7 protein-coding genes are annotated in these 14,122 nt (G+C 75.6%); all 7 read right to left on the bottom strand.

All coding sequences use genetic code 11. The features are described from left to right. Nucleotides 1-74: 74 nt before the first annotated feature. Complete coding sequence (locus AMK13_RS29180) at nt 75-350, bottom strand: hypothetical protein (RefSeq protein WP_198959456.1); 276 nt, start codon at nt 348-350, stop codon at nt 75-77. 190 nt (nt 351-540) lie between these two features. Continuing rightward, entirely contained in the window at nt 541-1,080 is a 540-nt protein-coding gene (locus tag AMK13_RS29175) for a hypothetical protein (RefSeq protein WP_143204652.1), read from the bottom strand. A 446-nt stretch (nt 1,081-1,526) separates the two neighbouring features. Further along, complete coding sequence (locus tag AMK13_RS43740; RefSeq protein WP_074004773.1) at nt 1,527-3,413, bottom strand: hypothetical protein; 1,887 nt, start codon at nt 3,411-3,413, stop codon at nt 1,527-1,529. Then, a complete protein-coding gene (locus AMK13_RS29165) occupies nt 3,410-5,482 on the bottom strand; it encodes a hypothetical protein (protein WP_241853077.1) in 2,073 nt (690 codons plus the stop codon). Before AMK13_RS29165 ends, AMK13_RS43740 begins: the two co-directional genes overlap by 4 nt. Next, nucleotides 5,479-8,037 carry a hypothetical protein gene (locus AMK13_RS29160; protein ID WP_074004771.1) on the bottom strand — a complete coding sequence of 853 codons (2,559 nt, stop codon included), beginning with the start codon at nt 8,035-8,037 and terminating at the stop codon, nt 5,479-5,481. Before AMK13_RS29160 ends, AMK13_RS29165 begins: the two co-directional genes overlap by 4 nt. Then, on the bottom strand, nt 8,034-11,594 hold the full coding sequence (locus AMK13_RS29155) for a tubulin-like doman-containing protein (protein ID WP_074004770.1): 3,561 nt from the start codon (nt 11,592-11,594) through the stop codon (nt 8,034-8,036). Before AMK13_RS29155 ends, AMK13_RS29160 begins: the two co-directional genes overlap by 4 nt. 97 nt (nt 11,595-11,691) lie before the next feature. Continuing rightward, the gene (locus tag AMK13_RS43735; protein WP_158077756.1) at nt 11,692-14,061 is read right to left on the bottom strand and encodes a choice-of-anchor X domain-containing protein; all 2,370 of its coding nucleotides are present in this window, start codon (nt 14,059-14,061) and stop codon (nt 11,692-11,694) included. Between the last annotated feature and the right edge of the window lie 61 nt (nt 14,062-14,122).

Genomic DNA, 14,122 nt, shown 5'->3' with positions numbered 1-14,122 from the left:
CTCCCGCGCGGTTGCTGCTCGGCGCCCGCGCAGGAGTCGGCCTCAGTCCCCGCGGGGCGGGGACGTGCGTGCCGTCAGGAGACGGCCTCGGCCGCCTCGTTGACGGCCTCCTCGCCGCCCTCGGCCGCGGCCGGCTGGGCGGGCACGCTCAGGCCCGGGACGGACAGGTCCGGGACGGCCTTGACGGCCTCGAAGCCGGCCTCGATGGCCTCGGCGAGCGTGGCCGTGACCCCGTCCTCGAATTCGATCCGGGTGACCGGGACGTCGGCGTTCGTCGGGAGGGTGTCGTCGACGAACGCGATGTCGGCGCGGCTCGCCTCCTTCAGGGTGACCTTCTCCTGATCGTTCACTTCTCGGTTCAGGACAAGCGAGAATCGGTGCGTCATGATTGGCCGCTCCTCTGGTGGATGCGAGATTATATTTCAGGCAAGGCGCAGGAATACTGCAGGCCGACTTCGACTTTATCGGCGGTCCGACAAAGGCACAAGATCCGACCGGAATTACGGCGGGGATTAGAAATCGATTAACGCCGACGGGAAATCAGCCGGTCCGGCCGAAACCCCCCGCGAAGCCATTCCCCCCGGCCGGCGCGGCACCCTTCGGGGAAACCCCCGGCGCAATGGCGGCCCGCTTCACCGGGACGGGCTCCTCACCGCGCTCCAGCCGCCGCCGCACATCGAGCGCCGTCGCGGGCGACACCCCGGCCGTCCTGGCCAACTGGCGCAGCGAGGCCTTCGGGTTCTCCCCGAGGAGCTCCGCCACGCGCAGCCGCCCGGCCGCGCCGTTCAACGGGCGGGACTTGCCGTCCCGGCCGATCCGGAATCCGGATTCCGCCACGGATTCCGACAGGCGCCGCAGCTCGGCAACGGTTCGCGCGCCAAGGCCGGTCGACTCCGCGACCGCCCGGTCGGACAACGAGGGATGGGCCTGGAGGATCCGCAACGCCGCCTCGGCGCGCGCGGCCCGCTCCGCCGGCCGGCCGCCCCCGGAGGCCGTTTCGGATGCTCCGACCGGACCTCCCGGGCCCCGGCCGCCATCCGCACCGACCGGAGTCGGAGCGGTGCGCAGGCGCTCCCCCATGCTGAACTCCCCCTTCAGAACACGCCGACCCAAGTCCCCATCGCGCCGGTACAACACCACCCGCGGAATCACCGGCAAATTGATTAGTTCATTCGCGGAACCCGGAAGCGGGATTCAGAGCCCAATCCTTCCGCCCCTACCCCCGCCCACCCCTCCGCGGCCGACCGGTGTTCAACTGCGACGCGACATCAGTTGAACACCCGACTGGCCCCCGCTGTCCAAACACCCCCCCGGGGTTCGATCAATATCGAAGCTTTCCGTTGATCATAGGCTCGGCTGTCACGGAAACGCAACACTTTCCTGACCCACCAGTTCACGCCATTCCCTGCACTCACATCCATCACAAGAGTCACGCAAGTCACAGAAGTAACAGAAGCGGAATCCGACATGTCGGATTCCGCTTCGTGGCAGACCCGGCCACCCGGTGCCGGCGGGCGGCCGGCGCGTCAGCTCCGGACGATCCAGATCGTGCCGATGGCCACGAGCGCGGCCAGCAGGAAGAAGAGGACGATGGCGATCAGGTCCCTGTCGTCGCCCTGGTCGGGCTTTCCGGGGTGCCGCCGGCCGCGCGCGGGGAGGAGCGGTGGGCCCGCCGGTGCCGGGGCCGGCGGGGGTTGCGGTGGGGGCGGGTCCTCCGGTCGGGTCGGCACCGGGAGGGCCGGGGCCTCGGCCGGTCCTTCCACGGCCGCCTCCTCCGGCGGGGCCGGCCGGGGCGGCGGGCTCGGCGGGGGCGGGGCCGGAGGCGTGTGCGCCCGCACCGGCGCGACCGGTGGGAGTCCGTGGAGCAGCCGCTGCCAGAGCACGGGCGGCAGGTCGGGCGGGAGGCCCTCCGGGGACGGCCCGCCCGGCGGGGGCATCAGGCCGCGGAGCAGTTCGGTCTCCAGGGCGGAGCTGGAGACGAGGAGTCCCGTGAGCCAGCGGTCGAGCGCCGCGGCGTGGCGCTCCTCCCGGACGTACGGCGAGACGGCCCAGGCGAACACCCAGACGGAGCGCCGGGAGAGTTCGCCGTCGTCGGCGCGGGAGCCACCGCCCTGGTCGGGCCCCTCGCGGAAGAGGTAGAGCCGCTGGCGCAGGACCTCCGTGCAGAGTGCGGCCGCCGCCTCGGCGTTCCGGTGCCCCCGGCCCCGGTGCAGGTGACAGAGCAACTCGGTGGTCGCCCGGTAGGAGAGGTCCTCCTCCCGGAGCAGCAGGAGTGCCTCACGGCCGGTCAACCGGCGGATCCAGCCGTCCAGTTCCTCGGCTTCGGCCGGGTCGGGGCGGGGGTTGCGCAGGACCGCCTGCAACCGTCCGGACGCGGGCGAAGGGGCGGGTGGCTCAGGTGAGGACGGTGCGGCGGACGGCGGCCGGGGCTCCGTGTACACCGACCCCCCGTCGTCCCCCGGCCCCTCGCCGGGATCGCGGGACTCCGGGCGGCGGTTCGTGTCGAGGACGCGCGCGAGCCTCCGCAGCCGCTCCTCCGCCGGCAGGCTCGCGCCGTCCCGCAGTCCGTCCTTCAGTTCCGGCAGGCCGGCGCCGCCGGGCCCGCGCTCGACCGCGGCCAGGCAGCGGCCGACCAGGCGGGCCGCGAGCTCGTGCGCGCGGTCGTCCTCGGGCCGCCTCGGGTCGACGCGGTAGCGCGCCCGCTGCCGGCCGCCGTCGGTCGACCAGTCGGAGACCCAGGTGGCCAGCAGATCGTGGCGATCCGTCATGTCGTGGGTGGCGAAGGTCCAGGGACGGCCCAGCCACAGCCCGAAGATCTGGAGAAGGCCCGCGACGACCACGCCGGACCGGTTCTGCTCCGGCCACCCCGGCAGGGCGTCACTGCGCAGCGAGAGGCGGCACTGCGGGTGGCGCAGCAGGGCGGCGGTGGCGGCGGTGAGCGTGTCACGGACGTCCGGCAGGAGGGCCAGGGTGTCGGCCCAGGCCGGCACCACGGTCGCCTCCAGGTCCGCCATCGCGAGCCGGGGCTGCCCACCGTGGGCCTGTTCGGCGAACTCCTGCCCGCTCCACGTCCAGTCGCGCAGGGCCAGGCAGGTGCGGGGGCCGAGCAGGCCGGTCGGCCCGACCAGGACGTGGGCGGCCGTGTTGGGCCGCCCGCCCGGGTCGGCCGTGGGCCAGCGCTGGACGAGGGCGGCGCGATCGTCCCGCAGCCGGGTGCGGACCACGCTGGGGCACGGCGCGCCGTCGACCCGCAGGAACGGGGCGAGCTCCTGGCCGAGCTCCTCGGCGTCCTCCTCGGGGCAGGACCAGGCGGCGGCGGTCAGGCCGGCGCTGCGCCGGCCCTGGTTGCCCTGCCAGCGGAAGACGATCTGGTCGACGGCGTCCCGGTCGGAGCCGGGGCCCTGAGCACTCATCGGTCCACCTCGTCGACGGGTCGGCCCTCGGGGAGTTCGACGATGCCGTGCATCGCGAACAGCGAGAGCAGGGGTTCCAGGACCCGCTGGGCGCGGACGCCGCGCGGGTAGCGGCTGTCCTCCTGCCGGCCTCCGGTCGCCGAGGCCACGTGCAGGGTGCAGTGCAGAGCGGTGTCGAAGGGGCGCAGCCAGGCCTTTCCGGCATCGCGGTCGAGCAGTGCGTACACGTCGCGGCTCTCCTCGTGGAGCCGTCGGCGGCTCAGCGCGGTGTGGCCCGGTTCGCCGAGCCAGCGGTCGACGGGGGGTTCGGACCGCAGCAGGTCGGCCTTGGCGACGACCACGGCGGACGGGACGGTCAGGTAGGGGCCGGTGCGGGGGACGCGGTCCAGGACGGTGGCGAAGGCCGGGTCGCCGTCCCGGTTGACGTGCTGGTCGAGCGTCGTGCGGACCTCGTCGAGCTGGGCGAGCGGCATGGCGATCGTGGGGTCGACGACGAAGATCAGGGCGTCGATGCCCAGCAGGAACCGCAGCAGGGCGTCCGTGCGCAGCAGGTCCTCGCCGGCGAGGTCGAAGAACGCGAGCGGCCTGGTCCGTCCGGACGCGTCGGTGATCAGCAGGGACTCGACGAACCGGGCGGTCTCGTCCTGGCCGAGGCCGGCGGTGTGGGCGAGCACCCGGCCGTCGCGCAGCGGCACCACCCGGCTGTTCAGGAATCCGGCGTGCTGGCGCGGGTTGACGGACTGCCAGCTGATGCCGTACGGCTTCAGCCGGTCGTCGGCGATCTCGGCCACCATCTGGGTGAGCAGGTGGCTCTTGCCGGTGTTGGACTGCCCGATCATGGCCACCGTCAGCGGGCGGCCGTTGGTCAGGTAGGGGACGGGGATGTGGTGCTCCCGGACGGTGCCGTTGCCCGGGCAGAGCTGGAAGGCGCCGCGCAGTTCGTCGGCGAGCAGTCGCGGGTTGGGCTGGGCGTGCGGGTTGTAGGGGCGGAGCTCCTGGACGGCGTCGGGGGTGTGGAGGGCGGTCGGGTCGTAGCGGATCGGCTCCAGGCAGTACGGGCAGAGCACCTCGCCGGTCGGAGCACCGGCCGGGTGGCCGATGGCCTCGCCGACCGCTTCGCCGGGCGCCACCGCGCCGGCCGGACGCTTCGACGCCAGCGCCCGGTCGTACCCGGCGCGGTGCGCGGCGAGCCCGTCGGCGGGCAGCCGGTCGGCGGCGGGGGCCCGGTCGGGGGCGAGCAGGGCGAGCAGGGCGGCCGGGGTGGGGCGGTCGGCGGCGCGCGGGGCGAAGGAGGAGCCCATGGTGTGCGCGAGCGAGCGGTGGTCGGCCAGGTCGGGCGGCGGCCGGTCCGGGGCGCCGGGCCGGCCGGTGACCAGGCTGTACATCACCTGGGCGGCGCTCCACAGGCCGTCGCGGGGGTCGCTGCGACCGGCGCCTTCGCGTACCTCCGGCGGTGCGTACGGCGCGGCGCCGCGCGGTGTGCGGGGGCGGCCGGCGTGGGTCACCGCGTCGAGGCCCCAGAGCTGGATCCGCCGGCCGTCCCAGCGGACCGTCTCCGGGGCGATCCCGTGGTGGACCAGGCCGAGCTCGGCCAGCACGGCGAGGGCGTCCACCAACTCCTGTTCGATGACGCGCAGTTGGGCGCCGGGCAGCCCGTGCATCCGCTCGACGGTCCGGCCGCGCGGCGGCCGGTAGAGCGCGAACGGCTCGGCCGCGTCGAGCTCGTAGCCGATCAGGACCGGGAACGGCCCGCTCGCGCCGGGGGCTCCGAGCGCGCGGTGCAGCCGCAGCGCGACCGCGGTCTCGGCGTCGATGGCCGCGCAGGAGGCGAAGGCCGCCTGGGCGCCGCCGGGCGCGTCCGTCCCGGCGGCCCGGACCTGGACGCACTTGACGGTGTTGTTCAGCAGCGTGTTGCGGGTCCGGACCGGGCCGCGGGAGAGCGGGCCGGTGTCGGGGCCGAACCGGGCCCAGGTCCGGTTCCGCCGCCCGTCGGGGGTCAGGAAGGACAGCTCGACGTGTTTCGCGCGGGCGGGCTCGCCGGACCGGGGACCGGGCCCGGGGGTGGTCACCACTCGTACTCCTCGCTCTCCGGTGCTTCGTCGTGCCACTGCCGGACGGTCCTGACGACACCGGGTTTCAGGCCGGTCAGCCGCAGCAGGCCCGCGTACCGGCCGGCCGCGGTCAGCACCTCCCGCTCCCCCCGCGGGCCCGGCGCGCCGCCGAAGTACCCGTCACCGTAGGGCGTGTCGGGTCCGACGGTGTCGCGGGCCGCCTCCGGGCCGAAGCGGATCAGCGCGACGGCCGACGGATCGCGGCTGAGCAGGTCGAGCTGCTCCGACGCGTTCAGCTGGACCACGGTGTGCCCGTCGGGGTCGAGGGCGGTGGAGTCGGCGGCCCGTCGGGCGTCGATGCCCAGCAGGCCGACCGGCCCGCCGCGGTCGCGGTGCGGCGAGGCGAAGGGCGGGGCGGAGAGCACGTCGTTGTGCCGCAGGTGGTCGCGGGCCACGCCGAGGAGCTCCCGGACCCGCTGGGCGATCCGCTCCTGGGCGGCGTCGCCGACGTGGCCGCGCTCGACCGCGCCCCAGTACGGTTCCAGCGCGGTCAGGGCGGCATCGGTCAGATCGCCGGTCAGCACCGTGACGAGGTCGGGGCCGCCCTTGGCCTCGCCGCGCTCCAGCCAGGGCGGCACGACCGCGGTGGGCCCGGGGTCCGCCCCGGCGCCGGACCCGTCGGCCCCGAAGTCGGCCCCGAAGTCGGAGCCGCCGTCGCCCGCGGCGCCGAACTCCCCTGCGGACCGCGGCGGTTCGAGGTTCCAGTCGTAGTCCTCCGTCCACGACGGCTCGTCGAACTCGGGCCCTTCCTCACCGGACTCGTACAGCCAGAGCTCGGCCCCCTCCTCGGAACTCTCGGCTCCCTCGGCCGCCTCGGGCCGGTCGGCGGCGAGGCCGCGCGCCGCCTCCTCCTCCGCGGTGTCGGCCGTCGTCCGCAGCACCCCGACCACGGCCAGCGCGGCGTCCGCGCAGTAGCGCCGCTCCTCGACGGCCCAGAACTCGCGCAGCGCGCGGGTCAACAGGGCGTCCAGGCCGTCGAGTTCGCCCCGCAGCGGGACGACGCCGCGCTCCCGGCCCCAGCGCTGGGCGTAGCCGTGCCACAGCCCCAGCAGCAGCCGGCCCCAGCAGCCGAGGGCGAGCAGCAGGGCGAGCGCGGCCGCCCAGACCGGCAGACCGGTCAGCCAGGCGCCCGCAACGCCCCCGGCGGCGCCGACGAGCGCGGCCGCGCCGAACCACGACGCGTACACCGCCCGCGCCGAACCGCCCGGCAACCGGCGAGCGACCAGCAGCACGCCCACCAGGACCAGCACGGGGACGGTCAGCGCGGCCGGCAGGGCCGCCCCGCTCCACAGCCCGCCGAGGACGCCGGTCAGCGCCGTGAGGGCGAGGACGCCGGCCCCCGGCGGGTCGGGCTCCGGGCGCCGGCCGTCCGGTCCGCCCGCGCGCAGCCCGTCGAGGGCGGCGAGCAGCGGCGTGTTGGACAACGGCTGCACCTGTTCGGCGAGCTGGGCGAAGCGCTGCGCCACCGCGCGCAGCGGCAGCCCGTCGCGCAACAGCCCCAGAGCGAGGCTGCGCAGGCTGTCGCCGATCCGCTCGCCGCTGGTGGCGGCGGGCGCCACGGCCACCCCGAGCCGGGCGAGCCGGGCCGCGGACTCGGCGGCGGGCTGCGCACCGGCCGTCCCCCCGTCGCTGCGCAGGACCTGTCCGACCACATCGTGGTAGCGGTCCAGTGCCTGCCGGGCGCGGCCGAGCGCCGACTCCAGCTCGGCGCGGCCCGCGCCGGTGAGCAGGCCCGCGGGCCTGCCGAAGGCCAGCAGTCCGGCGTCCGCGTCGGCAAGGGCCTCGGCCGCCGCGTCGTGGGCCCGGGCGGCGTCTCCGCCCTCCTCCCGCCGGCCGGGGCTGCCGGAGGCGGCGCCGACGGCCAGCGTGGAGAGGGCGGGCGGCAGGTCGGCGCCGGTGTGGGCCGCCACCCCGGCCGGGGCGGCGGTGCGGGAGCCGGCGAACCGCAGCAGCGCCTCGCTCCACGCCTGGCTCCGGACCTCCGGGGCCAGGCCGTGCTCCAGCACCCACAGACCGGGCGCGGCCACCCCTTCGGGCAGCGCGCCCAGCACGTCCAGGGTCTCGTCGAACACCTCGGGGAGTCCGAGCAGGTCGACCAGGACGGCCAGCGCGTGCGGGTCGTCGGGCGCGGCGGCCCCGGGCCGGCCGTCGCCGGCGTGGAGGTCGCCGGCCCAGATCAGCCCGGCCTCGGGGCCGCGCAGGGTGTCGGGACGGACCAGTCGGCGCTCGGCCGGGTGGCCCTCGGGGGGATGGGCGGTCAGGTCGCCGACCAGCAGGCAGAGCACCCGCACCCGGCCGGGCGCGGGGTACCCCATCAGCTGCTCGTACCTGGTGCGGTGTCCGACCAGGCCGGCGGGGGTGTCGACGACCAGGAAGCGGTGGTCGTGCGGCCGCGGCCGGGGGAGCCGGGCGGTGACGGCGTTCCGCAGGTCGGCCGGGTCGGTGCCGGCGAGTTCGGCCGTGCGGAGGTCGAGGTGGACGACCGGGGTGTGAGGACGGATCGACTCACTCATGCCGATTCGCCTCCCTCACGGCCGACGGCCTGTCCGTCGAGGTCGTCGTAGTACCAGGACGGCGGCTCGGCGGGCCCGTGGTGCGGCTCGGCCGGCTTGCCGTACGGCTCGGCGGGCTTGCGGTACGGCCCGCCGTTCTCGTGCCGGTGGTCGGGGGCACCCCGGCGCTCATCGTCGCGGTCGCGGTCCTGCTCCGAGGCCCGAACCCGTTCGGGCTCACGCTCCCACCTGCCGTCCCGCTCCCGAGCCCGGTGCCGGTCCTGTTCGGGCCCGCTCTCCCGCTCCCGGTCCGGACCGGTCTCGCGCCGGCCACCGCCGTCGGCGGGACGGACGGTGCCCCAGTCGTTCTCCTCGCCGCGCGAAAGCCGCGCGGGCCCGTCGTCCTCGACCTCCTCGATCTCCTCGACCGGACGCGACGACAGCTCGCCGCGCTGGATCGCCTCCAGGAGCCGGCCCAGGTTCGGCTCGACGGCGCGGTGGTCGGGGAACTCCGCCTTCAGCGCCTCCGGCAGGGTCTCCGCCCAGAACTCCCACAGCGGGCGGAACCAGCCCTCGACGCGCTCCCCGCCCGACTCCCGGCGGGACGCGAGCAGGCGCAGCTGCTGCGGCGCGATCTGCTCGACCAGCCGGACGAACAGCGGGTCGGGACGGCCGACCGACCGGGTCAGCCCGACCGGACGGGCCTCCATCAGCTGCTCGCAGTAGTCCCAGACCGTCCGCTCGTCGTCCAGCACGGTCCAGCGCTCGTAGGCGCGCAGCAGCTCGGCCCAGCTGGAGACGCCGTCGTGCTGCGCGCCGAGGCGCAGCCGCACACCCGGCGCGTCGGTGCCGCGCTCGCGGTGCAGCCGCAGCCGGATCACCCGGGGCGAGTCCTCGGAGCCCTCCAGCACGTCCACCTGGCCGTTCCACAGCAGGCAGAGCAGCCGGTGCAGCACGTGCCGGCGGTCCGCCTCGGTGGACACCAGCCAGTCGTCCCGGTGGCCCAGGCGCTGGCGCCAGCGCAGGACGTCCTCGGCCTGCTCCCCCTCCCTCGCCTTGGCCCACTGGCGCAGCACCTTGCGGACCTCGGGCACCTCGGTGAGGCTCATCTCGCTGCGGAACAGCACGACCGTGATCGACTCCGTCTCGACGCCGCGGAACTCCGCCCGCGCGTCCCCGGGCAGCCGCAGCGCCCGGCGCAGGTAGTCCACGACCTCGTCGACGTTCCCGACCTTCGGGTAGGTCACCAGCGCCTTGAGCGGCCCGGTGCCCTCCGGCACGAAGCCGGCCGGCAGCAGGCCGGCCACCTTGCGGCCGAACTGTTCCAGGGCCTCCCTGCTGACCTGGTCGCCGGCCTCGGCGCTGCCCGCCGCCGCGGCCAGCAGGACCCCCATGGACGGCAGCAGCGGACGCTCCTCCAACTGCTCGCCGCCATCCGCGAAGAGCCGCTTGACGCCGGCCTCCACGATCGCCTTGACCCCGCCGACCGCGCCGTCGGGGTCGCGCCGGCTCGCGGCGTGCGCCGTGCGCCACTCGTCACCCCCGACCAGCCGCAGCAGCAGGGCGGCCTGGTCCCCGCTGTCGGCCAGGCCCTGGCTGGTGGCGAGCCTGGCGACCAGGTCGTCGTAGAAGTGCCGCAGGTCGCGCTGCGGCGGCAACAGGTAGGAGACGCCGGTCCGGTCCTCGTACAGCACCCGGGACTGCTCGGCGAAGGCCTTCGGCTCCTGCGCGGAGTGCCGGTGCAGGGCCTCGACCAGGCGGGTGACCTCCCGCTCCAGGGCCCGGGCGGCCGGCTCCCAGCGCTGCTGCTGGTCCCGCCAGCCGTCGTGCCAGATCTGTCGGCCGCGCCAGCGGTACCAGGCGTCCTGCTCGCGCAGCACGGTCTGGACGTCCTCGTCCCCCCAGCGCGGCTGGGCGAGCCCGTAGGCCCGCCGCCTGATCCGGGGCACCGGCGGCGGCTGGTCCGGGGTGCCCGGGGGCAGGGCCGGGCGCCGGGTGCGGTTGTCGAGCAGGCCGAGGAAGCCGAGGCGGGCGAGGTCGTTGGCCTCCTCCGGCACCCCCTTGACGATCCGCTCGACGGTGAACGGGTCGACGGTGGCGAGCAGTTTGTCCACCGCCCGCCGGGGCGCGAAGTTCTGCGCCATGTCCGCGGTGCGCTGCGCCACCCGGCGGGCCAGGTCGGCGAGGGCCTGCTGCATGTCGCCCTGTCGGGCCATCAGCGCGGCCTCGATCGCCGAACCACCGCGCGGCTCCGAGGCGAACGGCTGGAGCTCCAGCGCCCGGCGCTCCAGGAGTTCCTCCAGACCGGAGTCCGCGAACATCTGCTTCACCAGCTCCTCGGCGGGCCGGTGGGTGCGGCGGGAGCCGCTGCTCAACTGCTCGACCGAGGCGCGCAGGAAGCGGCCCGAGACCAGGGACGCCAACTCGTCCACGGGCGCGGTCATCGAGGCGACCAGGCTGGTCGAGACGCCCTTGCGGCCGATCCCGGCGTCGGACACGATCGACCGGGACACCCCGCGGTTGATGAAGCTCTGGGCGAAGGTCTGGTAGTCGTCGTCGGCCCGGGACCGCCCGTTCTCCCGGCCGTCGCCGAGCTCGGTGCCGATCAGCGACATCACCAGCGAGACCATCGAGCGGCGCAGGTCGTCCTGGCGAATGCCGGCGGTGCGGCTGAACAGGAAGGCGGTCGGCAGGATGCCGCTGCGCAGCCGGATCGGCGCGGTGTGCGGGTAGCGGATCCGCAGCGTCAGGTCCTTGTCGAGGTCGCCGAGTTCGGCCCCCTCGATCGGCGCGTTCTGCTCGTCCACCAGCCGGAACAGGTCGACCAGGGCACGGGCGGAGTTCAGCTCCGCCTCCCGGCCGCCCCCGCGCGCCGCCGGGAACGCGGAGGGCATCACCACCAGCGGGTGGATCTTGACACCGTCGAGGCGCTTCTCCTGGAAGGCGTGGTTGATCAGGTGCAGGTAGTCCAGGAAGATCCCGGCGCCGGTGCCACCGGCGACCGAGAACGCCACGAAGACGTCGCAGCCGGTCACCTGGCCGCCGCCGAGCTGGCTCAGGACACCGCCGGCGCGCGCGAGCACGTCGATGGCGTCGGTCAGCGGGGCCAGCACCGGGTCCAGCCCGTCGCGCAGGGTGCCGAACAACCCGGCGCGGCCGACCGTCGGCAGCTGCCCGGCGCCGTTCTTGAGCGGGACGACTCTGGGCTCGTTGGCGCGCGGCGGCAGCCAGGAGGCCGTCTCGTCGGAGAGGCTGGCCCGCAACATCTTGGTGATGTCGGGCGAACTGTCGTAGTTCGGCAGCAGGTTGGGGGTGGCGCGCGAGGTGCGGCTGTACGCGGCACGCAGCGCCGGATCGGCGGTGGCGAGCGGCAGGTGGGCCAGGTCCGCCTCGCTGAAGTCGGCGTAGACGAACTGCAGGCAGTCCGGCAGCTGGTGGGGCGCCATGCCGCCGATGTGGGTGAGTGCGGTGCCGTCGGGGCCGCACAGTTCGGCGCGCAGGCGCCGCTCCAGTTCGGCGCCGACGAGGCCGCCGGTACCGCCCAGGCCGACGAACAGCATCGGCTGGAAGATCTTCATGGGTTCCGCCTTCATCCGGCCGCGCGGGCGCGGCCGGCTCGGGTATCGACCGGCACGGGTCAGGGGTGGTGGAACGGGTGCTCGGGGACGGGGGTGCTCAGATGTAGTCGTCGACGACGGTCTGCGCGCCGGCGTCGGGTGGTGTGGGACGCCCCGCGGGACGGGTCCTGCCGCGCCGTTCGTCCCGGATCCCCACGGCGAGCCCGCCCGCGAGCGGCACCGGCCGGTCCGGCTGGATCCGGGCCCTCGCCTGCCCACGCCGCTCCAGCACCACTCCGCCGTCCAGGCTGCGCTGCACCCGGTACGGTCCGCCGGGCTGCCGGACGAGCCGGGGGTCGGGGCCGCCGAGGCCGTGCACGTCGAACGCGTACCAGCGCTTGGTGCCGGAGTCCGCGGCGATGTCGGCGACTTGGCGGCCCTCCGGGTCCAACAGGAGCAGCCTGAGCCCCGCCGGGTCCTTGCCCAGCCGCGCCCGCAGGCGCAGGGCCAGCCCGGCCAGGACGGCCAGCACCGCCACCAGGCCGCCCAGCAGCAGCGCCCACCACCAGGTCTCCCAGAAGGTCGGCGGCCGGGTGATCGTCAGCGACAGGGGGCTGTCGACCAGGACCCGGTCCCGGTCGGTGGTGTCGACCACGGTGACCTTGCCGCCGAGCCGCAGGTCGCCGCCGTCGAGCAGTCCGTGGAACGCGCCGGGCCGGGCCGCCGTCACCGCGACGTCCACCCGGCGGGACTCGCCGGGCGCCAGGGTGATCTCCTCCGGGGTCACGGCCAGCAGGCCCGGGGCGGTGTCCCGGAGGGCCGGCCGCAGCGTGTGCGGGGCGCCGTCCGCGTTGTGCAGGGCGAGGCTGCCGGCCAGCTCGTCCCCGGGGTGGAGCCGCCGCCCGGCGCCGTCGTCGAGGGTGAGGGCTGCGGTCACCAGCGGCACCGCCGGGGCCACCAGGGTGCCCTGCGAGCGGTCCTCGTCGGCCGTCAGCCCGGACGCGGCGAGGGTGCCGGAGACCTTGATCCGGCCGGTCGCCGCGGCGGGTACGGTCACCGTCCCGCTGAACGCGCCGTCGCCGGCCCTGCCGTCCGGGGCGGAGCCGTCGTCGGCCAGCTTGACCGGCACGGGCGCGAACCCCTCGCCGCTCAGGACGGCGCTGACCCGCAGGTCCTTCAGGTCCTGGGGATCCGTCACCTCCACCCCCTGGCGGGTCTGGAGCCTGAGTGTCACCACGGCCCGCTCGCCGGCCCGCGGCGAGGGCGGCGCCATGGTGATGGAGCCGCGCAGCGCGCCGCGCCACAGCACGTTGACGGTGGCCAGCTGCGCCCGGTGGTCCGCCGGGGCGTCCAGGTGGACCCGCCACTGGCCCGGCTTGGGGTCGGTGATGCGCAGCGACTCGACCGTCTGGTCGCGGGGCGAGAGTTCGAACTTCGAGACCGGGTCGGTGGTGGTGCCGGTGATCTCGCGGCCGTCGGGGTCGACGTAGGTGGCGGTGACGAGGGGGTCACCCTTGTCGACGACGATGCTGCCCACGGTGGTGAGCGGGGAGATCCGCACCTCGATGTCGATCGGCGGGTGGCCGGTGCCACCTGCGGTGGCGCGCAGGCAGTGGGCGGCGGCGAAGGCGGTCCGCATCGCGTCGGCGACGGCGGTGGCGTCCGGTACCACGGTCGCCCGGGGCTGGGCGTCGGGCAGGTCGACGCAACCGCCCTGGAAGCCCGCGGCCGCCATCCGGTCCAGGGCGGCCCGGTCGATGTCCGAGCCGAAGCCGAGCGGCCAGACCTGGATCCGGGCGGCCTGAGCGGCGGCGAGGGCACGGGTCAGCGCCTCCTCGCCGGCGGCGGCGCGGTGGGCCGGGTCGCCGTAGGCCGGGCTGTCGCCGACGTCGAGCCTGCCGTCGGTGAGGAGGAACAGGACCCGGGGCGTGGCCGGGTCGGCCCCGGCGGCGAGCCGGCTGACCCCTTGGAGGACGGCGTTCGGGAAGTCGGTGCCCTGTCCCTCGTCGGGCCTGCGGCTGCGCAGGTCGCTGATGCACCTGCCGATCCGGTCGCGGCCGGCGCCGTCCAGGACGGTGGGCGGGCAGACCTCGTCCACCGGGTGCTGGGACTCGTTGTCCGCGCTGGCGAAGCCGAGCACGGTGACGGTCGACTTCGGGTGGACCTCGCCGAGGGCGATCCCCGCGGCGGCGGCCCGCTCGCGGTCGACCTCGGCGGGCTTGAGGCTGCCCGACTCGTCCACGGCGATCGCGTAGTCGACCGGGCCGACGGCGGCCGGCGGTGCACTCGTCGGCGCGGGGGCCGTCGTGGGGGCCGCCGTGGGGCTCGGCTCGGCGGAGGCCGGGCCGGGCAGGAGGCCGACGGTCAGCAGGGACGCCGCGGTGAGGGCGGCGGCCCGCCCGAGTCCGCCGGTGGCACGCCGGCGTCCACGGGCCCGTGCGCCGGTCGGGCCGCGCCCGGGAGGGCGTGCGAAGAGCAGGTGTGGCACCGTCGTCTCCTCTGGATCGGGGGTGCGTTCCACCGGTCGGCGGACGGACAGGCGTCGGCCG

The organism is Streptomyces sp. CB02056, assembly GCF_001905545.1.
Taxonomy (GTDB): domain Bacteria; phylum Actinomycetota; class Actinomycetes; order Streptomycetales; family Streptomycetaceae; genus Kitasatospora.
This window is presented reverse-complemented; position numbering and strand designations above follow the sequence as displayed.